Raw genomic sequence first — 20,999 nt, forward strand, 5'->3', positions numbered from 1 at the left:
GAAGGCGTGACCGCCGCACGCGGCACCCGCACCTCGCAGTTCGACCGCACCGCGGGCGGCGATCTGCTGCCGAGCGACCACATCGACACGGTCGACGACAGCACCCGCGACGAGCGGGGCGCCGGCGAGGCATCCGTCGGGAATCTCAAACTCGGCCCGCTCGGGTGGGCGCGCTGGTTCTGGCGGCAGCTCACGAGCATGCGCACCGCGCTGTTCCTGCTGCTCATGCTCGCCCTCGCGGCGGTGCCCGGCTCGCTCGTGCCGCAGCACCTGAGCGACCCGAACGGCGTCACGCAGTACAAGCTCGACCACCCGACGCTGTACCCGATCCTCGACAAGCTGCAGTTGTTCGACACCTATTCCTCGGTGTGGTTCTCGGCGATCTATCTGCTGCTGTTCGTCTCGCTCGTCGGCTGCATCATCCCGCGCGTGAAGCACCACATCGACGCGATGATGGCGAAGCCGCCGAAGACGCCGGTGCGGCTGAACAGGATGGCCGGCTTCCGCAGCGTGGTGGCACCAGAGGGCACGGATGCCTCGGCCGCAGTCGCCGGGGCGCAGAAGCTGCTGAAGTCCCAGGGCTACCGCACCGTCGTGCTCGACGGGCCGCGCGGCGAGAAGTCGGTCTCGGCCGAGCGCGGGTACCTGCGCGAGACGGGGAACCTCGTCTTCCACATCGCCCTGCTCGGCATCCTCATCGTCGTCGGCATCGGCGGCAGCTTCGGGTGGACGGCGCAGCGCATCGTCACGGTCGGCCAGACCTACGTCGACACGAACGTCAACCTCGACTCGTTCAACCCGGGGCGCTGGGTGACCGGCGAGAACCTGCCGCCGTATTCGGTGACGGTCAACGACCTCTCCGTGAAGTACGAGAAGGCGAACACGAGCGCGGCCGGCGAGCCGCTCGACTATGACGCGAGCGTGACCGCGACGCGGGCCGACGGGTCGAGCTACGACGCGCACATCAAGGTCAACCACCCGCTGCGCATCGACGGCACGAGCGTGTACCTGCTCGGCAATGGCTATTCGCCGGTGCTGACGTTCCGGAATCCGCAGGGCAAGGTGGTCGCGAGCGGCCCGACCCCATTCCTCGCCGAGAACTCGAACATGCTGTCGCAGGGCGTGGTCAAGGTGACCGACGGGCTCTCGAAGCAGCTCGGTGTCATGGGCGTCTTCATGCCGACCGCGGCGCGCGACGCGAATGGCCAGCTCGCGTCGAGCTACCCGGGGCTCAATAACCCGCGGCTGTCGCTCACCATCTTCTCGGGCAACCTCGGGCTCGACGACGGCGTTCCGCAGTCGGTCTACGAGCTGAACGCCGACCATCTGAAGCAGATCGCGGGGCCCGCGGCGAAGACGCCCGCGCTCGACCTCGGCGTCGGCGAGACGGCGAAGCTGCCGGGCAACCTCGGCACCGTCACCTTCGACAAGGTCGAGCGGTACGCCTCGCTCGACGTGCACCACGACCCCACGCAGGGCTGGGTTCTCGTGTTCGCGATCCTGATCCTGGGCGGGCTGCTCACGTCGCTGTTCGTGCCGCGGCGGCGCATGTGGGTGAAGGCGAAGACGGATGCCTCAGGGGCGGTCACCCTCGAATACGCCGGCCTCGCCCGTGGTGAGGATCCGCGGCTCGACGAGGCGGTGGAGTCGCTGGCATCCGCTCACCAGTCCCAGCTCGCGGAACCCCGGCTCGCGGGCGCGGGCACCCCAAGCGAATTCAATGAAACGAAGGCGTAGCGTACCGACGTGACCGACACCCTCTCCACCATCTCCGAGATCGCGATCTACGTGGTCATGGGGCTGTATGTCGTCGCGACCGCGCTGTTCGCGCTCGACCTCGCGAAGCGCAGCGCCGAGGGCTCGGCGACCACCACCGTGCGCAGTGCCGTGGAGCGGCGCGCAGAGGCCGGGGCCGCGGTCGCGACCGGCGGTGGCTCGGCGAACGCGGCCACCGCGACTCTCGTGCGGCCGACCGAGTCGGCGCGGGCCGGCTCGGCAGGCATCCCCGGTTCTTCACGCATGCTGCGCGCCGCGATGACCGTGACGACCGTGGCGTGGGTCATCCACCTGCTCTCGGATGTGACGCGCGGCATCGCTGCGCACCGCGTGCCGTGGGCGAACATGTGGGAGTTCTCGCTCACGGGCACGCTCGTGATCGTCGGGCTGTTCCTGGCGGCGAACCTGCGGTGGGACATCCGGTGGATCGGCACCTTCATTCTGGGTCTCGTGTGCGTGCTGCTGATGGTGGCGCAGGTGCGCTACTACGTGCCGGTGGTGCCGCTGCCGCCTGCGCTGCAGTCGTACTGGCTTGTGATCCACATCATGGTGGCGATCTTCGGCACCGGGTTCTTCGCGCTCGGCTTCGCGCTGGCCGCGGCGCAGCTCGGGCAGTCGTGGCGCGAACGGCGCCAGGAGCTGTCGCTGCCGCCGGTGCTGCCGTTCCTCAAGTCGCTGCCGGACGCGCTGACGCTCGAGAACCTCAGCTACCGGGTCAACATCATCGGCTTCATCTGCTGGACGTTCACGCTGATCGCCGGCGCCATCTGGGCCGAGAAGGCGTGGGGGCGCTACTGGGGCTGGGACACCAAAGAGGTGTGGACCTTCATCATCTGGGTGATCTACGCCGGGTACATCCACGCGCGGGCGACGCGCGGCTGGCGCGGGCGCCCCTCGGCATGGCTCGCGATCGCGGGCTTCGTCGCGGTGATGTTCAACTTCGGCATCGTGAACGTGTTCTTCCACGGCCTGCACTCGTACTCGGGTCTCACGAACTAGGGCTTCGCCGGTCTCGCGGGTCGACTCGGCCTGCGCTGGTCGACTCGGCGAAGCCGAATGGAGACCACGCCGCGCCGAGAAGTGCCGAAAAGGCGCCTGCGTCGATCGCAGGCGCCTTTTCCGCACTTCTCGATGGTGGCCGCGTGCGCTTCTGGCGCGGTTTCAGGTCTGCTGCTGAGACGAGTCAGGCCAGGAACCCCGTCAGCAGAGCCTCGGTTCCGTCGAGGTGCTCCTGCATCGCCTCGGCGGCCTCGTCGGCGCGGCCGGCCAGGATCGCTGCGACCACGCGCTGGTGCTGCTCGTCCGAGTGCGCGATGTTGCGCGCCAGCAGCGGGATCTCGTCGAGCAGTGCGTTGATGCGGGTACGCGCATCGGCGACGAGGGGCACGAGGCTGGGCGCACCCGCGAGCTCGGCGACGGTGAGGTGCAGGCGAGAGTCCAGTCGGCGGTAGTCGGGGGATGCCGCGCCCGCGCTCTCTTCCAAAGCCGACTGCAGCCGCCCGCGCTCCTCGGCTGTGAGCGCACGGCCGGCGGCGAGCCGGGCCGCGCCGGTCTCGAGCACGGCGCGAACGGCCAGTGCATCGTGCACCTCGGCGGGGGAGAGGGGTGCCGGCGAAGCACCGGTGTTGAGTCTCGTCGAAGCACCTGTGTTGAGCCTCGTCGAAGCACCTGTGTTGAGCCTCGTCGAAGCATCCGCCGTCACCTCGTGCGTTCCGGGCGCCGGCAGCTCCTCCGCGACGAACGTGCCGCCGTAGCGTCCCCGGCGCGACACCAGGAAGCCGGCATCCGCAAGTGCCGCGATCGCCTCGCGCAGGGTGTCGCGGCTGACCCCGAGCCGCACGGCGAGTTCGCGCTCGCTCGGGAGCCGCTCGCCGGGCCCGACCGCGCCGAGGCGGATCGTCTGCAGCAGCCGCTGCACCGTCTCTTCGAACGCGTTCCCGCCTCGCACGGGCCGCAGCAGCGCGTCGGTCACAGCGGGGTGACGTAGGCCGACGAGATGCCGCCGTCGACGAGGAACGTGCTTGCGGTGATGAAGCTCGCGTCGTCGCTCGCGAGGAAGGCGACGGCGGCGGCGAGCTCCTCCGGCTCGGCGAAGCGGCCGACCGGCACGTGCACGAGGCGGCGCTGGGCGCGCTCGGGGTCCTTGGCGAACAGCTCCTTGAGCAGCGGGGTGTTCACGGGGCCCGGGCAGAGCGCATTGACGCGGATGCCCTGGCGGGCGAACTGCACGCCGAGTTCGCGGGTCATGGCGAGCACGCCGCCCTTCGACGCCGTGTACGAGATCTGCGAGGTGGCAGAGCCGAGCACCGCCACGAACGACGCGGTGTTGATGATCGACCCGCTGCCCTGCGCGGTCATGTGCCGCAGCGCCGCGCGCGAGCACAGATAGACCGACGTGAGGTTCACGTCTTGCACCTTCTGCCACGCGGGCAGCTCGGTCGTCTCGATCGAGTCGTCGTCGGGCGGCGAGATGCCGGCGTTGTTGAATGCGATGTCGAGGGAGCCGTAGGTCGACGCGGCGGTGTCGAACAGCGCGTCGACCTGCGTCTGGTCGGTGACGTCGGTTTTCACGAAGAGGCCGTCGATGAGCTCGGCCGCTGCCTCGCCCGCGGTCTGGTCGACGTCTCCGATGACGACCTTGGCGCCCTCCGCGGCGAAGCGCTTCGCGGTTGCAAGGCCGATGCCGCTGCCGCCGCCGGTGATGACGGCGACCTTGCCGGCGAGGCGTTGGGTGAGGTTGATGGGGTCAATGGGCACGTGGCCTCCTTGGTCGGGAAGGGGTTTGGTCTCGATACGCGCTGCGCGCTACTCGACCCGGCGGATACGGCCGGCTCCGCGCGGCCTACTCGACCGCCGAGTCGGATACGGCGATGAAGACGTTCTTGGTCTCGGTGAAGGCGAAGGCCGCGTCGGGGCCGAGCTCGCGGCCGAGCCCCGAGTGCTTGTAGCCGCCGAACGGCGTCGTGTACCGCACCGACGAGTGCGAGTTGACGCTGAGCGTGCCACTCTCGATCGCACGGGACACCCGGATGCCGCGGCTCAGGTGGCGCGTCCAGATCGAGCCCGACAGGCCGTACCGCGAGTCGTTGGCGATCCGGATCGCGTCGGCCTCGTCGTCGAACGGCAGCACCACGACGACAGGTCCGAAGATCTCGTCGGTGACCGTGCGGTCTGTGGCAGACGACGGCGTGAGCACCGTCGGCGGGAACCAATAGCCGGGCCCGCTCGGGGCCTCGCCACGGAAGGCGACGGGGGCGTCGTCGGGCACATACGAGGCGACCTTGTCGAAGTGCGGGCGGCTCACGAGCGGACCCATCTCGGTCGCGGCGTCGCTCGGGTCGCCGACCCTCACGCCCTTCACTGCGGGCTCGAGCAGCTCCATGAAGCGGTCGTAGGCCGAGCGCTCGACGAGGATGCGCGTGCGCGCGCAGCAGTCCTGCCCCGAGTTGTCGAAGACGCCGTAGGGCGCGGTTGCCGCCGCCTTCTCGAGGTCGCTGTCGGCGAAGACGAGGTTCGCGCTCTTGCCGCCGAGTTCGAGGGTGACCGGCTTCACGTGGGCGGCGGCCTTCGCCATGATCGCGGTGCCGGTCGCGGTGGACCCGGTGAACACGATTTTGCGCACGTCCGGATGCCCGACCAGTCGGTCACCGACGACGCGGCCCTCGCCCGGCAGCACCTGGAACAGCCCCTCGGGCAGGCCCGACTCGAGCGCGAGCTCAGCCAGGCGCAGGCTGGTCAGCGGCGTCCACTCCGCCGGCTTCAGCACCACGGCGTTGCCGGCCGCCAGCGCGGGGGCGAAGCCCCACGAGGCGATCGTCATGGGGAAGTTCCACGGCGTGATGACCCCGACGACGCCGATCGGCTCATGGAAGGTCACGTCGAGCCCGCCCGCGACCGGGATCTGCCGCCCGAAGAGCCGCTCGGGTGCCGCCGAGTAGTACTCGAGGACGTCGCGCACGTGCGCGGCCTCGCCGCGCGCATTGCCGATCGGATGCCCGGAGTTGCGCACCTCGAGAGCGGCCAGCTCCTCGACCGCGCCGTCGACTGCGTCCGCGAAGCGCCGCAGCGCGCGCGCCCGGTCGATGGGGGCGAGCCTCGCCCAGGCGCGCTGCGCGACGACGGCGCGTGCGACGGCGGCATCCGTCTCTTCGATGCTCGCGGCCGGGATGGTGGCGATCAGGCTCTCGTCGGACGGGTTGAGCAGGGTGAGTTCTGTCATGCGTGCTGCTTCATTCTGACTGCGCTCTCTTTACGACCCGAGGCATATGTTCTCGCGGCGTCGACCAGCCCCGCGAAGAGACGGCGGTCGGCGGTGTCCTCTTCAGGGTGCCACTGCACGGCGACGCCGAACGGCACCTCGGGCAGCTCGACCGCCTCGATGACGCCCTCGTCACTGCGGGCCGTGACGACGAGCCCCTCGCCGACCTCGTCGATCGCCTGGTGGTGGTACATGCTGCCGAGCGCGTGCTCGCCGATGAGCTCGCCCACAGCGCTGCCGGGCTCGACCTCGATCGGGACGCGGTTGAATGCGCCGCCGCCGAGCTGGTACCGCGGCGAGCCGACGACGTCGGGCAGATGCTGGTGCAGGGTGCCGCCGCGCAGCACGTTGAGCACCTGGGCGCCGCGGCAGATCGCGAGGAACGGCACCTCGGCGGTGATCGCCGCGTCGAGCAAGGCGAAGTCCCAGGCGTCGCGCAACTCTTGCGGCGCGTCGGTCTTCTCGTGCGGTGCCTGGCCGTAGCGCGCAGGGTCCACATCGACGCCGCCGGCGATGATGAGCCCGTCGAGCCGCGAGAGCACCTCGGCGGCATCTGTAGCGCTTGCGGGCTGCGGCGGAAGCAGCACGGCGATGCCGCCCGCGTCGGTCACGCCGTCGAGGTACTGCTTCGGAAGGAAGGACGCCGGCACGTCCCACACCCCGGTCTGGGCGCGCTGCAGGTAGGTGGTGATGCCGATGATGGGGGTGGGGGCCCCCAACTCATCCGGGCGGCAGCCCGGATTCGAAGACACAGCCTCAGAGTCGTTCGAAGCCACGCACCCGCTCCCAATCCGTCACGGCGGAATCGAACGCGGCCAGCTCGACGCGCGCATTGTTGAGGTAGTGCGCCACGACCGCCGGTCCGAACGCCTCGCGGGCGAGCTCGGACTCGGCGAAGAGGGCCGCCGCCTCGCGCAGCGTCGAGGGCACCTGCGGCACGTCCGCGTCGTAGGCATTGCCCGCGTAGGCCTCCTCGAGCTCCAGCTCGTGCTCGACGCCGTAGAGCCCCGCCGCGATCATCGCCGCGACCGCGAGGTACGGGTTGACGTCGCCACCGGGGGTGCGGTTCTCGAACCGCAGCGAAGACCCGTGGCCGACCACGCGCAGCGCGCAGGTGCGGTTGTCGTGGCCCCACGCGACGGCGGTCGGCGCGAAGCTGCCTGGCTGATAGCGCTTGTAGGAGTTGATGTTCGGCGCGTAGAACAGCGTGAGCTCGCGCAGCGCCGCGAGCTGCCCGGCGAGGAAGTGCCGGAAGAGCTTCGAGTGGCCGGCTCCCTGCGAGTGACCGCCGCTTGCGGCATCCCCAGCCCCGGAATCGTCGGCGAAGACCGGCGAGCCGTCCGCCGCGCGCAACGACAGGTGGATGTGGCAGCTGTTGCCCTCGCGCTCGTTGAACTTGGCCATGAACGTGAGCGACTGGCCGTGGGCGGCCGCGATCTCTTTCGCGCCGTTCTTGTAGATCGAGTGGTTGTCGCAGGTCTCGAGCGCGGTCTTGTAGCGGAACGCGATCTCCTGCTGGCCGAGGTTGCACTCGCCTTTGACGCCCTCGCAGTACATGCCCGCGCCGTCCATCGCGACGCGAATGTCGTGCAGCAGAGGCTCCATTCGGGTCGAGGCGGCGAGCGCGTAGTCGACGTTGTAGTCGGTGGCCGGCGTCAGATCGCGGTAGCCCTTCTTCCACGCCTCACGATACGAGTCCTCGAAGACGATGAACTCGAGCTCGGTGCCGACGAAGGCCTCGAGGCCGCGCTCGTGCAGCCGGTCGAGCTGACGCTGCAGGATCGCCCGCGGCGCCTCGACCACCGGTGCGCCGCCCGGCCACTCGAGGTCGGCCGTCACGATCGCCGTCTTCACGAGCCACGGCGCCGCGCGCAGGGTCGCGAGGTCGGGCTTCATCACCATGTCGCCGTAACCGCGCTGCCAGCTCGAGATCTCGTAGCCGCCGACCGTGTTCATCTCGACGTCGACGGCGAGCAGGTAGTTGCAGCACTCGGCGCCGTGCGTCGCGTACTCCTCGAGGAAGAGGCGCGCGCTCGTGCGCTTGCCGACGAGCCGCCCCTGCATGTCGGTGAAGGCGATGATCACGGTGTCGATCGCGCCGTCGGCCGCGAACGCGGCGAGCTGCTCGAGGCTCAGGAATCCGCTCGGCTCTGTCATCGAACCTGCCGTCGTTCCTGTCATCGCACCTCCAATGGTCGGTTGCCGACCATTACAGCACGAGGGATGCCTGAACCGACGCGCTTCTTTTTACACGCTCGTTACACCCAAAGGTATGGCGGCGGTCCTTTCGCTTCGCTAGCTTTTCGCCATCCTCCCCCCGAAAGGACCGCGCATGTCTTCTCCCGAAAAGGTCACGACCTCGGGCGTGAGCTACACCACCGTCGACAAGAGCTATTTCGAGAAGCGCACCCTGCGGCGCAGCGCCGGCGTCTGGGGAATCTGGGGCCTCGGAGTCGCGGCCGTGATCTCGGGCGATTTCAGCGGGTGGAACGGCGGTATCCCGACCGCGGGCTGGGGCGGCCTGCTCGTCGCCACCGTGTTCGTCGCCCTGATGTTCTTCGGGCTCTTCTATTCGATCGGCGAGATGAGCGCGGCGATGCCGCACACCGGCGGCGCATACTCGTTCGCCCGCGCCTCGATGGGGCCGTGGGGCGGGTTCATCACCGGCATGGCCGAGACCATCGAGTACGTCATGACGACAGCCGTCGTGGTCTTCTTCTCGGCGCAGTACGCCGACAGCGCGCTCAAGCTGCTCACCGGTGCCACCCTGCCGCCGTGGCTGTGGTGGGTCATCCTCTATGCCCTCTTCATCGGCTTGAACTCGCTCGGCGCCTCCGTCGGCTTCCGCTTCGCGATCATCGTGTCGGTCATCTCGATCGCGATCATCGTGTTCTTCGCGGTCGTCGCGCTGGCGACGGGGTCGGTGCACGTGGGCTCGCTGTTCGAGGCGCCGGCGAAGGGCGCGGCGAGCGGATTCCTGCCAGGGGGCATTTCGGGCATCCTCGCCACGCTGCCGTTCGCCATCTGGTTCTACCTCGGCATCGAAGAGCTGCCGCTTGCCGCGGAGGAGTCGCACAACCCCACCCGCGACATCCCACGCGGCGGCCTGTGGGCGCTCGTCACCCTGATGGTCACCGGCGCCATCGTCCTGTTCCTCAACTCGGCCGTGCTCGGCGCCGCGGGAACGGGCGCGTCGCTGCAGCCGCTGCTCGACGGCTTCCAGAAGATCTTCGGAAGCAACGCCGCCGTCATCGTCGGCATCCTCGCGATCTTCGCGCTCGTCGGCCTGCTCGCCTCGCTGCAGGGCATCATGTACGCGTACGGCCGCAACATGTACTCGCTGTCACGGGCCGGCTACTACCCGAAGTTCCTGTCACTGACGGGGAAGAACCAGACGCCGTGGATCGCCCTGATCGTCGGCGGCGCGATCGGCTTCATCTTCCTGTTCGTCGCCCAGTACTCGGGCAACACGAACGCCGGCAACATCGTGCTGAACATCGCCGTCTGGGGTGCCGTGATCTCGTACCTGCTGCAGATGACGTCGTTCGTGCTGCTGCGCCGCAACCACCCGGACGCCAAGCGGCCGTACCGCAGCCCGTGGGGCTCGGCCGGCGCGATCTACGCCGGCATCATCGCGCTGATCGCCTTCGTGTCGCTGCTGTTCGTGCCTGCCTATGAGCCGGCGGTGATCGCCATCGCGATCGTCTTCGTCATCGGCCTGATCCTGTTCGCGGTGTTCGGGCGCACGCAGCTGATCCTGTCGCCGGAGGAGGAGTACGCGCTCTCCGGCGGCATCCACGGAGACCCCGAGGCGGAGGACCTCGCCGCCGGGCAGCACGAGGTCGTTCTCGAGGCGGAGCAGGCGGGCGCCACCCCTGGCGAGTAGCCGCGGCCGTCGTCGGTCCTGTGCGGTGCGGTGCGCTGCCGCAGGTCACCGATTCGGTCGCGCGGCCGCCGGGGAGGCATCCGAAAGTCGCTTGCCGACCGAATCGGTGACCGACGGCTCCCGGCGCGCGCCGAAGTGTGTCTCGCGCGGATCTGTGCCTCGTACGGAACTGTGCCTCGCACGGAAGCTGGGCTAAGGAATCAGCGCATGCTCGACGTCGAGCTCGACGCGCGTCGCCGGGAAGCGCGTCGAGCCGAACGAGAGCGGCGTGCCGTCGGGCAGCGTGTCGAGTGAGCGCACGACCAGCAGCACCGCGCCCGGCGGCAGCTCGAGGTCCTCGGATTCCGCGGCCGTCGCGTGCCGCGCGCCGACGGTGGTCGACGAGCGCACGTAGTCGGTGATGCCGAGCTCGCGCAGTGACCCCGTCACGGTGCCGAGGCGCTCGAAGAGCTCGGGCAGCCCGGGCACGAGGTCGGCGACGAACCACGAGGTCGCCCTTGACACCGGGGTCCCGTCGACCGCGCGCACGGCCTCGAGCCGCAGCGCGGGGCGCCCGTCGAGCCGCAGCCGGTCGATGACGCGCGGCTCGGGCTCCGCCTCGATCGCCCAGTCGAGCAGCTGCGCCGTGGCCGAGCTCGACGGCCCGATGCTGTCGGTCAGGCGGGTGCGTGCGCCGATGCGGTGCACGAGCACGGTGCCCTGGGTGACGAAGGTGCCGCTGCCGCGCCGCGACTCGACGAGCCCCTCGGCCACGAGCCCGGCCACGGCCTGGCGCACCGTATTGCGATGCACGCCGAAGCGCTCGGCGAGCTCGTGCTCCGACGGCAGCCGCGAGCCGACCGGGCGCGCGCCGTTCGCGATCTCTCGCCGCAGCTCTTCGGCGATCAGGCGCCAGGTCGAGTAGCCGCTCGGTGACCTGCTCTGCGTGGACATAGCTGGTCGCACTCTATCGACTGCGGTCCATGGCCAAGGTTCGACCGGAGCTGGCGTTCGTTCTCCGAACGTTCACCGCTTGACGCGGCATCCCGGGCTAACGTGAAGTTATCTAGATAACTAGACAACTTGCGAACGTTGACGACGGAGGATTCGTGACCGACGAGACGCAGCAGAGGCAGCGCTGGATGCGCGCGCTGGCGCTGGCAGAGACGGATGCCTTGGCCGCGGCCTGGAGCGATTGGACGCCGAAGCCCGAGGTCGACGCGATCCGCGGGCCGGAGGCCGGGCTGGTGATGGTGCGCAGTCGCATCGACGCCGGCGGCGCGAAGTTCAATCTGGGCGAGGCGACCGTGACCCGCGCCACCGTTCGGCTGCACGGTGAGCCGCTGGGCGCCGACGTGCTCGGCACCTCGTATGTGCTCGGCACCGACCTCGAGCACGCTCGACTCGCCGCCATCTTCGACGGGCTGCTCGCCGACGCCGAACTGCGCGGCCGTGTGTTGACCGAGGTCGTCGCACCTCTCGAGCGCTCGCAGGCCGAGCGCGACGCGGCCAGGCGCGCAGACGCCAAGGCCACCCTCGTCGACTTCTTCACCGTCTCTCGGGAGCACGCATGACCACCACAGCAGGGCGGGCGCCCGCGCGCCTCGCCGACTCCGGCGCCGCCATTCCGAACCCCGGGTTCGCCGACCCGACCCGTGAGGCGCAGGCCGCCTTCCGTGCGCTGCTCGACGCGCTCGCGCACCCCACCCGGTCGTATCCGCTGGCCGGGCCCGCGCAGCCGCCCGCCGCGTTCGGGCCCGGCCTGGGCGCGGTCGCGCTGACCGTGCTCGATGAGGACTCGTCGGTCTGGCTGAGCACGCCGCTCGCCGCGGACGCGGAGACCGTCGCGTGGCTCGCGTTCCACACGGGCGCGCGTGTGGTCGACGAGCCGGCGCTCGCCGACTTCGCCTTCGCGCGGCCCGCAGAGCTGCCGAAGCTGGATGCCTTCCGCCTCGGCACCGACGAGGCGCCGCACCTCTCGGCGACGCTCGTGCTCGACGTCGCCGGCATCACGCACGACGGGGCCGCGCGATTCACCGCGACCGGCCCCGGCGTCAACGGCTCGGTCGAGTTCGACGCCCCGTGGGCGACCGGCATCGAGGGCTTCGGCGAGCAGTGGGCGGCGAACGCGGCCCTCTTCCCGCGCGGCGTCGACCTGCTGCTCGTCGAAGAAGGCGCGCTGTCGGCGCTTCCCCGCACGACGCGGCTGGCGCAGGCATCCGCAACCCCGCTGGCGAACGCGAAGGAGAACTAGCCATGTATGTCGCAGTCAAGGGCGGCGAGAAGGCGATCGCCAACGCCCACGCCCTGCTCGCGAAGGCGGGGCGCGGCGACGAGCGCCAGCCGCGCATCGAGCACGCGCAGGTCGCCGGCCAGCTCGCGGTGCTCGTCGCGCGCGTCATGAACGAGGGCTCGCTCTACGACCCCGAGCTCGCGGCCCGCGCGATCCTGCAGGCGCAGGGCGACGCGCTCGAGGCAATCACCCTGGTGCGCTCGTACCGCACGACGCTGCCGCGCTTCGGCTACACCGAGCCGGTCGACACCGCTGCGCTGCCGCCGCAGCGCCGCGTCTCGGCGACCTTCAAGGACATCCCGGGCGGTCAGCAGCTCGGCGCGACCTTCGACTACACGCACCGCCTGTTCAGCGACCCCGCCGAAGCGACGACGGGGTTCGCCGACAATGAGTCGGCGACCGCGCACGAAGACGAGATGCCCCGCGTGGCCGACCTGCTCGGCGTCGAGGCGCTGATGGAGCCCGAGCGCCCGGCCGACTTCGACGACCCGGAGCCCGCAGACCTCACCCGCGAGCCGACCGTCTTCCCGATGAGCCGTGCCGAGCGTCTGCAGGCCCTGGCCCGCGGCGACGAGGGCTTCCTGCTCTCGCTCGGTTATTCGACGCAGCGCGGCTTCGGGCGCACGCACCCCTTCGCCGGCGAGATCCGTGTCGGCGAGGTCGAGGTCGAGTTCGATGCCCCCGAGCTCGGCTTCGCCGTGCCGCTCGGCCGCATCGAGGTCACCGAGTGCCAGATGATCAACCAGTTCACCGGCAACGCCGACACCCCGGCGCAGTTCACCCGCGGCTACGGGCTCGTCTTCGGCCGTGCCGAGCGCAAGGCGATGTCGATGTCGCTCGTCGACCGCACGCTGCGCGCCGACGAGTTCGGCGAGCGCCGCGTCGCGCCCGCGCAGGACGAGGAGTTCGTCATCATGCATGCCGACAACGTCGAGGCCACCGGCTTCGTCGAGCACCTGAAGCTGCCGCACTACGTCGACTTCCAGGCCGAGCTGGGGCTGGTACGGCGGCTCAACAAGGAGCGCATGGCCAAGGCGGATGCCGCGGCCGGAACGAGCTCAGAAGAAGTGGAGGCACTGGCGTGAGCACAGGTGCGGGCATCCTGCCCAGCTACAACATCGGCTACCTCGACGAGCAGACGAAGCGGATGATCCGCCGGGCGCTGCTCAAGGCGGTCGCCATCCCCGGCTTCCAGGTGCCGTTCGCCTCGCGCGAGGTGCCGATGCCGCGCGGCTGGGGCACCGGCGGCGTGCAGGTCACGGCCGCGATCATCGGCGAGGACGACACCCTCAAGGTCATCGACCAGGGTGCGGACGACACGACGAACGCGGTGTCGATCCGCGCCTTCTTCGCGAAGGTCGCCGGCGCCAAGACGACGACGCGCACCGATGAGGCGACGGTGATCCAGACCCGCCACCGGATTCCGGAGACCGAGCTCACCGAGGGGCAGACCATGGTCTATCAGGTGCCGATCCCCGAGCCGCTGCGCTTCCTCGAGCCGCGCGAGACCGAGACGCGGCGCATGCACGCGCTCGAGGACTACGGACTGATCTACGTGAAGCTCTATGAGGACATCGCCAAGTACGGCCACATCGCCACGACCTACGCCTACCCGGTGATCGTGAACGGCCGCTACCTCATGGACCCGTCGCCGACGCCGAGCTTCGACAACCCGAAGCTGCACCAGAGCCCCGCGCTGCACCTCTATGGCGCCGGCCGCGAGAAGCGCATCTATGCGGTGCCGCCCTATACCGACGTCGTGTCGCTCGGCTTCGAGGACCACCCCTTCGAGCCGCAGAAGTTCTCACAGCCGTGCGCGGTGTGCGGGTCGACGGGGGTCTACCTCGACGAGATCATCACCGACGATGCGGGCGGCGTGATGTACGCCTGCTCGGACACCGATCACTGCGAGCGCACCGTCGCCGCGGCATCCGCTCGCCGTGAATCGGAAATCGACAACGACGAACTCAGCGACGAGCTGGACGAGATCGAAGAGGTGCACGTATGAGCGACGAGATGCCGCTGCTCGAGGTGCGGGACGCAGGCCACAAGTACGGCGACCGCTACGGATGCCGCGAGGTGAGCTTCAACCTGTGGCCGGGCGAGGTGCTGGCCGTCGTGGGGGAGTCCGGCTCCGGCAAGTCGACCCTGCTCGGCACGCTGTCGCAGCGGCTCAGCCTCACCGAGGGCAGCATCCGCTACCGCCTGGCCGACGGTGAGGTCGTCGAGCTCGCCGAGCTCAGCGAGGCGCGGGTGCGCCGCCTGTGGCGCAGCGAGTGGGGCTTCGTGCACCAGAATGCGGCCGACGGCCTGCGCATGCACGTGAGCGCGGGTGGCAACGTCGGCGAGCCGCTGATGGCGACCGGCTGGCGGCACTACGGGAAGATCCGCGCGGAGGCCGCCGAGTGGCTCAAGCGCGTCGAGATCCCCGTCGACCGCATCGATGACACCCCGGCATCCTTCTCGGGCGGCATGCGCCAGCGCCTGCAGATCGCGCGCAACCTCGTCGTCTCGCCGCGCCTCGTCTTCATGGACGAGCCGACCAGCGGTCTCGACGTCTCGGTGCAGGCGCGGCTGCTCGACCTCATCCGGTCGCTCGTCGCCGAGCTCGGGCTCGCGGTCGTGATCGTGACGCACGACCTCGCGGTCGCGCGGCTGATCTCGCACCGCACGCTCGTCATGAAGGACGGCCGCGTCATCGAGTCCGGTCTCACCGACCGCGTGCTGGATGACCCGCAGGCCGCCTACACGCAACTTCTCGTTTCCTCGATTCTGCAAGGGTGACCCGACCGTGAACAACGCGATCCTGACTGTGGCGGACGTCCGCAAGACCTTCACCATGCACCTGCAGGGCGGCACGCGCCTCGCCGTGCTGCGCGACGTGACCTTCGACGTGCACGCGGGCGAGTGCGTCGTGCTCGGCGGCCCCTCGGGGGCGGGCAAGAGCTCGATCCTCAAGATGGTGTACGGCAACTATGCCGCCGACGGCGGCTCGATCGTCCTCGATGCGGGGGGTCTTCGGGTGGACCTCGCGTCGGCGGACCCGCGGCAGGTGCTCGCCGCCCGCCGGGACGCGATGGGCTACGTCAGCCAGTTCCTGCGCTGCGTGCCCCGCGTCCCGGCCCTTCAGGTCGTCGCCGAGCCGCTGCTCGAGCGCGGTGTCTCCGCCGAGGAGGCCCACGCTCGCGCGGCCGAGCTGCTCACCCGCCTCGCGATCCCCGAGCGTCTCTGGTCGCTGCCGCCCGCCACCTTCTCGGGCGGCGAGCAGCAGCGCGTCAACATCGCCCGCGGGTTCATCGCCGACCTGCCCCTGCTGCTGCTCGACGAGCCCACGGCTTCGCTCGACGCCCGCAACCGCGACGTCGTCGTCGAGCTGATCGCCGACAAGCGCGCGGCCGGGGTCGCGATGCTCGGCATCTTCCACGACACCGAGGTGCGCGAGCGGGTCGCCGACCGCATCATCGAGGTCGAGGCCTTCACCCCGCGTGCGGGCGCGGCGGCGGGAACGGGCACGTCGGCCGCGTCGGCCGCGTCGGCCTCCGGGGCGGCCGCGTGAGCGCGCGGGTCGCGATCTACGCGGCGCCCGGCGCAACGGCGGCGGATTCCTCAGGCCGCGCCCTTCTCGAACGGGCGGAGTCGTGGCTCGGCCGCAGCACCGCCGGGGTCGCCGTCGCGCCGGTCGCCCCGAAGGGCTGGACCCGCGAAGAGGTCGACGAGATCACCGTCGACGCCCGGCGCTACGGCTTCCACGGCACGCTGAAGGCGCCGTTCCGCCTGGCGGATGGCCGCACGCTCGACGAGCTCGAGGCAGCCGTCTCGGACTTCGCCGCCGGGTGGCCCGAAGTCGCCGTGCCGCAGCTGACGCTGAAGCGCCTCGGCCACTTCTTCGCGCTGATGCCCGGCGAAGCCGCCGCGCCGCTGCACGCACTCGCCGACGAGATCGTCACGAGCTTCGACGAGTTCCGCGCCGCCCCGACGGCGGAGGACATCGCCCGCAGGAATCCGGCAGGCATGACCGCGCGCCAGCGCGAGCTGTTCGACCGCTGGGGCTACCCCTACGTGCTCGACGAGTTCCGCTTCCACCTGACGCTCACCGACCGCATCGCGCCCGATGACCAGGCTGCGGTCGAGGCGGTGCTCACCGACTGGTTCGCCGACTCGCTCGGCCGGGCGATCCCGGTCGACGCGCTGGCGATCTTCACGGAAGAGGCGCCGGGCGCCCCGTTCGAGCTGCACTCCGTCCACCCGCTCGCGCCCTCCCCACAGGCCGGCGCCCGCACCACCCCCGTCCCCGCGACCCAGGCAGAAGGAATCCGATGAGCCGCGAAACCGTCCTCACCAACGCAAGCATCGTCCTCGACGACGACATCGTCACCGGCTCCGTCCTCATCCGCGACGGACACATCGCCGACATCGCGACCGGCGCGCAGCAGCCGGGCGCCGTCGGCGAGGACCTCGAGGGCGACTACCTGATGCCCGGCCTCGTCGAGCTGCACACCGATCACCTCGAGGCGCACATCCAGCCCCGCCCGGGCACCCACTGGGACCCGGTGCCCGCGGTCCTCGCCCACGACGCGCAGATCAGCGGCGCCGGAGTCACCACCGTGTTCGACGCCGTGCGCATCGGAGCGATGGAGGGCCGCGAGAACGACAGCACAGCGCTCGCCAAGCAGATCTCCGAGGCGATCAGCTATGCCGCCACCACTGGAATGACGCGCGCCGAGCACTTCATCCACGTGCGCTGCGAGGTTGCCGCGCCGCGCACGGTCGACGAGTTCGAGCAGCTCAGCGAGATCGGCCACATCCGCCTCGCGTCGCTCATGGACCACACGCCCGGCCAGCGGCAGTACGCCGACGTCGAGGCCTTCCGCCGCTACATGGTCGGCAAGGGCAAGCTGACGAACGAGGGATTCCTGCCCTATGTCGAAGAGCTGAAGAAGTTCGCCGCTCGGCACTCGATTCCGAACCGCGCCGAGATCGCGCGCCGGGCGAGCGAGCGCGGCATCGCGCTGGCTGCACACGACGACGCCACGGTTGAGCACGTCGACGAGTCAGCGGGCTTCGGCGTGCTGATCTCGGAGTTCCCGACCACGCGCGTCGCCGCAGAAGAGGCCCGCAAGCGCGGCCAGCTCATCGTCATGGGCGCACCGAACATCATGCGCGGCGGCTCGCAGTCGGGCAATGTCGCGGCGGCCGAGCTGCTCGGCGAGGGCCTGCTCGACATCCTGTCCTCCGACTACGTCCCGGCGAGCCCGCTGCAGGCGGTCTTCCTGCTCGCGGCAGAGGGGCTGCTGCCGCTCGTCGAGGGCGCGAAGCTCGTCTCGACCAACCCAGCGAAGGCCGTCGGCCTCGACGACCGCGGCGCGATCGAGGTCGGCCGCCACGCCGACCTCGTGCGGGTGCGCGCGCACGACCTGCCGGCGAGCGAGTCGCGCCCGCGCGGGCACCGCGTTCCCGTCGTGCGCGGCGTGTGGCGCGAAGGGGCGCGGGTGTCGTGAGCGCCGCCGCCGCATCGCCCGCAGACCAGGGCGCCCGGATCGGACCGGGCGCCTTCATCGCCGTCGTCGGCGCGAGCGGCGTCGGCAAGGACGCCCTGATCTCCTACGTTCGCGAGCGGCTCGACGACCAGGTGCACTTCCCTCGGCGCGTGATCACGCGGCCGGCGGGCGCCGGCGAGGACCACGAGCCGTTCGATGAGAGCGGGTTCGAGGATGCCTGTGCAGCCGGAGCCTTCGCCGTGAGCTGGCGTGCCCACGGCCTCGGGTACGGCATCCCGGCAACCGCCGATCATCACGTGCGCGACGGGCGCGCGGTCGTCGCCAACGTGTCACGCGCGGTGCTCGCGCCGCTCGCCGAGCGCTACGCGAACTTCGTGGTGGTGCGCATCGTCGTCTCGGAGGCCGTCCGCGAGTTGCGGCTGCGCACCCGCAAGCGCGAGGAGTCGCACGACATCGCCGCCCGCCTCGCCCGCGTCGACCCGGCGCCCGAGTTCCCGGTCGACGTCGAGGTCCAGAACGACGGCACGATCGCCGAGGGCGGCGAGCAGCTGCTCAGTGCGATCCGCTCCGTGCTGCAGCCGGCCTGAGCGCGACATTCGAAAGCGCCCCGGCACCGCGAGGTGGCCGGGGCGCTTTCGCGAGCTCTGCCCGAGATCAGCGGAAGACGCGGCGCATCCAGGTGGCGATGCCCTCGACGACGAGAACCGTGACGACCACCATCAGCACGAGCGTGGTCACCTGGCCGTGCAGATTCAGCACGGGGGCGGCCTGAGTCAGGTAGTAGCCGATGCCACCGCCGCCGACGATGCCGAGGATGGTCGCGGCGCGGATGTTGGTGTCCAGCAGGTAGAGCGAGTTGCCGATGAGTGAGGGCAGCCCCTGCGGCCAGGTGGACGAGGTGAACCGCTGGATCCTCGTGGCACCGGCGGCGGTCAGCGCCCGGCCGGGACCCTGGGCGACCTCCTCATAGGAATCCGCGATCAGCTTGCCGAGCAGGCCGATTCCGCCGAAGGCGAGCGCCACGACACCGGCCTGGTTGCCGAGGCCCGTCACCATGATGAGGAAGATCGCGAGGACGAGCTCGGGCACACCGCGGAAGATCACGAGGATCACGCGGAACGTGCCGCGAATGGCGCCGTTCGGCGCGACGTTGCGGGCGGCCAGAGAGCCGAAGATCAACGAGAACACCACAGAGAGCACCGCGGCGGCGAACGCCACCTGGATCGTGATCAGCAGGGCCTGGAAGAACTCGCCGAAGCTGTGGCTTCCGACGTTCGGCGGCCAGAAGCTCTGCAGGGTCGGCACGACCTCCGACCAGGTGATCTGGGAGAGGTGGATGTCGGCCATCCAGTAGCTCGCGACGATGACGCCGATCGCCACGAGGCCCCAGACCAGGCCGCTGACTCGATCGCGGGTCCAGGGGCGGCGCAGCATCGACTCCGCGGTCGCGGCCGGCTTCGCCGAGGCATCCGCGCGCGCCTGCGACGCCGCTGCGGCGCTCGCCGCAGCCCCGCGTCGCTTCGTCGCCGCGCGCACGACGCGGTCGCCCAGGCCGTTGCCGACCGGGTCGACGCCGAGCAGATTGCGCCGGATCGTCGACGAGATGATCTCGAGCACGACGCACATCACGAAAATCACGGCGGCGATGCCGAGTCCGCGGCCGTAGCCGTTCGGGAACTGGCCGAAGGCGACCTTCATGGCGTAGCCAAGGCCGCCGACGCCCGCCCAGCCGAGGATCGCAGAGCCGCGCAGGTTGATGTCGAAGCGGTGCAGCGCGGTCGCGATCCACGACGGCAGCACCTGTGGGAAGACGCCGGCCCAGAACTCCTGCGCGCGGCTACCGCCGGCGGCGCGGATGGCCAGCTGCGGCCCCTCGTCGATCTGCTCGATCGCGTCGGCAAACAGCTTCGAGATCATTCCGATCGAGTGGATGCCGAAGGCGAGGATGCCGGGAAGGGGGCTGCCCAGCGTGAACATCAGCGAGAGCGCGAGGGCGATCACGACATCGGGCACGGCGCGGGTGATGACCCCGATCGCACGCCCGACCCACCGCAGCCAGCCGGCGGGGGTGGTGTTGGCGGCCGAGATGATCGCAACCGGTACCGAGATCAGCGCGGCGAGCAGCGTGCCGAGCACGACGATGCCGATTGTGAGGCCAGTGAGATAGAGCAGGTCGCCTGGGGCGGGCAGACTGATCGGGTCCATCAGGCTGAACACCTTGGCGGCGTTGTAAAGGCTCGAGGCGATGTTGGCCCACGAGAAGTCGAGCGCCGACACCGCATAGATGCCGAAGGCGATCATCGCCAGCACGAAGACGACGCCGGCGATGCGCTCGGGGGACCGGCGGCGGCGCGGCGCCCTCTCAGCTACGTCGGCGAAGGCATCTGCCCCCGCTGCGGGCTGGGCCGCGACGGTCGTCACAGCAGGCCGTCCTGAACGGGAAGGGGCGCGGCGAGCGCGCCGAGCTCGAGCTCGATCGCGGAGAGCTCGGTCGTCGAGGTGGTCACGCGGCCGTAGATCTCCATCACCTGCGCCTTGCTGAGGCCGTCGGTGGCGGTGTCGAGCACCACTTCGCCGTGGCGCAGGCCGACGATGCGGTCGCCCCACCCGAGGGCGAGGTCGACCTGGTGAAGACTGCAGACGACGGTGAGACCGTCATCGGCGGCGATCTCGCGGATCAGCCGCATGACCTGCTCGCTCGACTCGGGGTCGAGGCTGGCCACGGGCTCGTCGGCGAGCAGGATCTCGGGGCTCTGCATGAGAGCGCGGGCGATGGCCACGCGCTGCTGCTGGCCGCCCGAGAGCCGGTCGGCGCGCTGGTAGGCCTTGTCGAGCAGGCCGACGCGGTCGAGGTGCGTCAGCGCGGTGAGTCTGAGGGCCTTGGGGTATGCCCACAGACCGAGGCGCGGGCCCTTGAGCCGGGCGAGCGCGCCGGTCAGCACGTTCTCGAGCACCGTCAGCGACGGCACGAGCTCGAACTGCTGGAAGATCATGCCGACGCGGCCGCGCAGGGCGCGCAACTCGCGTGCGGAGCTCTTGGGGAGGTGCTGCCCGAGGACGCTGACGTCGCCCTCGGTCGGCAGCTCGAGGCCGTCGAGGTGCCTGAGCAGGGTGGACTTCCCGGAGCCGGAAAGGCCGAGCAGCACGACGACCTCCCCCTTCTCCACGGTCAGGTCGACGTTGTGGAGGGCACGCGTCGTCCCGAAGTTCTTGGTGACTCCGGTGACGCGGATGACGGGGGAGGGCGTCGCGCTGTTCATGGCTGTCTCTCTGTTCGAGCTATACCTGTTCGAGCTGTAGCGAGCGGAT

20 protein-coding genes are annotated in these 20,999 nt (G+C 70.2%); 12 read left to right on the plus strand and 8 right to left on the minus strand.

Annotated elements, in window-relative coordinates:
• The first annotated feature begins 6 nt into the window (after positions 1 to 6).
• Both resB and ccsB read left to right on the plus strand, forming a co-directional pair.
• Positions 7 to 1,737, plus strand: a complete 1,731-nt coding sequence (gene resB, locus ABD736_RS12265) for a cytochrome c biogenesis protein ResB (RefSeq protein WP_344792061.1) — start codon at positions 7 to 9, stop codon at positions 1,735 to 1,737.
• A 9-nt stretch (positions 1,738 to 1,746) separates the two neighbouring features.
• Positions 1,747 to 2,775, plus strand: coding sequence for a c-type cytochrome biogenesis protein CcsB (gene ccsB, locus ABD736_RS12270; RefSeq protein ID WP_344792062.1), 1,029 nt, complete (start codon positions 1,747 to 1,749; stop codon positions 2,773 to 2,775).
• A 184-nt stretch (positions 2,776 to 2,959) separates the two neighbouring features.
• Here ccsB and ABD736_RS12275 read toward each other — a convergent pair whose 3' ends face one another.
• The 5 genes from ABD736_RS12275 to ABD736_RS12295 form a co-directional block, all read right to left on the minus strand.
• Entirely contained in the window at positions 2,960 to 3,748 is a 789-nt protein-coding gene (locus ABD736_RS12275) for a FadR/GntR family transcriptional regulator (RefSeq protein WP_344792064.1), read from the minus strand.
• Entirely contained in the window at positions 3,745 to 4,533 is a 789-nt protein-coding gene (locus ABD736_RS12280; RefSeq protein WP_344792065.1) for a 3-oxoacyl-ACP reductase, read from the minus strand. Before ABD736_RS12280 ends, ABD736_RS12275 begins: the two co-directional genes overlap by 4 nt.
• 85 nt (positions 4,534 to 4,618) lie before the next feature.
• Entirely contained in the window at positions 4,619 to 5,995 is a 1,377-nt protein-coding gene (locus tag ABD736_RS12285; RefSeq protein ID WP_344792066.1) for an aldehyde dehydrogenase family protein, read from the minus strand.
• On the minus strand, positions 5,992 to 6,786 hold the full coding sequence (locus ABD736_RS12290) for a gamma-glutamyl-gamma-aminobutyrate hydrolase family protein (RefSeq protein WP_344792067.1): 795 nt from the start codon (positions 6,784 to 6,786) through the stop codon (positions 5,992 to 5,994). Before ABD736_RS12290 ends, ABD736_RS12285 begins: the two co-directional genes overlap by 4 nt.
• A gap of 4 nt (positions 6,787 to 6,790) precedes the next feature.
• Complete coding sequence (locus tag ABD736_RS12295; RefSeq protein WP_344792068.1) at positions 6,791 to 8,191, minus strand: glutamine synthetase family protein; 1,401 nt, start codon at positions 8,189 to 8,191, stop codon at positions 6,791 to 6,793.
• A 175-nt stretch (positions 8,192 to 8,366) separates the two neighbouring features.
• Here ABD736_RS12295 and ABD736_RS12300 point away from each other — a divergent pair, with 175 nt between their 5' ends.
• Positions 8,367 to 9,920: an amino acid permease gene (locus tag ABD736_RS12300; RefSeq protein ID WP_344792069.1), complete on the plus strand. Its 1,554-nt coding sequence runs from the start codon at positions 8,367 to 8,369 to the stop codon at positions 9,918 to 9,920.
• Between the two features lie 192 nt (positions 9,921 to 10,112).
• Here ABD736_RS12300 and phnF read toward each other — a convergent pair whose 3' ends face one another.
• Positions 10,113 to 10,853 carry a phosphonate metabolism transcriptional regulator PhnF gene (gene phnF, locus ABD736_RS12305; RefSeq protein ID WP_344792071.1) on the minus strand — a complete coding sequence of 247 codons (741 nt, stop codon included), beginning with the start codon at positions 10,851 to 10,853 and terminating at the stop codon, positions 10,113 to 10,115.
• A gap of 155 nt (positions 10,854 to 11,008) precedes the next feature.
• On the opposite strand from phnF, the gene phnG reads away from it, so the two are divergent.
• From phnG to phnN, 9 genes are read left to right on the plus strand one after another with little or no spacing between them, the layout of a single operon-like run.
• Positions 11,009 to 11,473, plus strand: coding sequence for a phosphonate C-P lyase system protein PhnG (gene phnG, locus ABD736_RS12310; RefSeq protein WP_344792072.1), 465 nt, complete (start codon positions 11,009 to 11,011; stop codon positions 11,471 to 11,473).
• A complete protein-coding gene (gene phnH / locus ABD736_RS12315; RefSeq protein WP_344792073.1) occupies positions 11,470 to 12,153 on the plus strand; it encodes a phosphonate C-P lyase system protein PhnH in 684 nt (227 codons plus the stop codon). Before phnG ends, phnH begins: the two co-directional genes overlap by 4 nt.
• 2 nt (positions 12,154 to 12,155) lie before the next feature.
• Complete coding sequence (locus ABD736_RS12320) at positions 12,156 to 13,277, plus strand: carbon-phosphorus lyase complex subunit (protein ID WP_344792074.1); 1,122 nt, start codon at positions 12,156 to 12,158, stop codon at positions 13,275 to 13,277.
• A complete protein-coding gene (locus ABD736_RS12325; protein WP_344792075.1) occupies positions 13,274 to 14,200 on the plus strand; it encodes an alpha-D-ribose 1-methylphosphonate 5-phosphate C-P-lyase PhnJ in 927 nt (308 codons plus the stop codon). Before ABD736_RS12320 ends, ABD736_RS12325 begins: the two co-directional genes overlap by 4 nt.
• Positions 14,197 to 14,976: a phosphonate C-P lyase system protein PhnK gene (phnK, locus tag ABD736_RS12330; protein WP_344792076.1), complete on the plus strand. Its 780-nt coding sequence runs from the start codon at positions 14,197 to 14,199 to the stop codon at positions 14,974 to 14,976. The genes ABD736_RS12325 and phnK overlap by 4 nt, the downstream gene beginning before the upstream one ends.
• Before the next feature lie 7 nt (positions 14,977 to 14,983).
• Entirely contained in the window at positions 14,984 to 15,748 is a 765-nt protein-coding gene (gene phnL, locus ABD736_RS12335) for a phosphonate C-P lyase system protein PhnL (RefSeq protein WP_344792077.1), read from the plus strand.
• Positions 15,745 to 16,512, plus strand: coding sequence for a DUF1045 domain-containing protein (locus ABD736_RS12340; RefSeq protein WP_344792078.1), 768 nt, complete (start codon positions 15,745 to 15,747; stop codon positions 16,510 to 16,512). The genes phnL and ABD736_RS12340 overlap by 4 nt, the downstream gene beginning before the upstream one ends.
• A complete protein-coding gene (locus ABD736_RS12345; RefSeq protein ID WP_344792079.1) occupies positions 16,509 to 17,690 on the plus strand; it encodes an alpha-D-ribose 1-methylphosphonate 5-triphosphate diphosphatase in 1,182 nt (393 codons plus the stop codon). Before ABD736_RS12340 ends, ABD736_RS12345 begins: the two co-directional genes overlap by 4 nt.
• Positions 17,687 to 18,277, plus strand: a complete 591-nt coding sequence (phnN, locus tag ABD736_RS12350; protein WP_344792080.1) for a phosphonate metabolism protein/1,5-bisphosphokinase (PRPP-forming) PhnN — start codon at positions 17,687 to 17,689, stop codon at positions 18,275 to 18,277. The genes ABD736_RS12345 and phnN overlap by 4 nt, the downstream gene beginning before the upstream one ends.
• Before the next feature lie 67 nt (positions 18,278 to 18,344).
• Here phnN and ABD736_RS12355 read toward each other — a convergent pair whose 3' ends face one another.
• Together ABD736_RS12355 and phnC are read right to left on the minus strand one after the other, a co-directional pair.
• Positions 18,345 to 20,111: a PhnE/PtxC family ABC transporter permease gene (locus ABD736_RS12355; RefSeq protein ID WP_344792081.1), complete on the minus strand. Its 1,767-nt coding sequence runs from the start codon at positions 20,109 to 20,111 to the stop codon at positions 18,345 to 18,347.
• Positions 20,108 to 20,950, minus strand: coding sequence for a phosphonate ABC transporter ATP-binding protein (gene phnC / locus ABD736_RS12360; protein ID WP_344792082.1), 843 nt, complete (start codon positions 20,948 to 20,950; stop codon positions 20,108 to 20,110). Before phnC ends, ABD736_RS12355 begins: the two co-directional genes overlap by 4 nt.
• Between the last annotated feature and the right edge of the window lie 49 nt (positions 20,951 to 20,999).

Source organism: Gryllotalpicola daejeonensis (genome assembly GCF_039538145.1).
Taxonomy (GTDB): domain Bacteria; phylum Actinomycetota; class Actinomycetes; order Actinomycetales; family Microbacteriaceae; genus Gryllotalpicola; species Gryllotalpicola daejeonensis.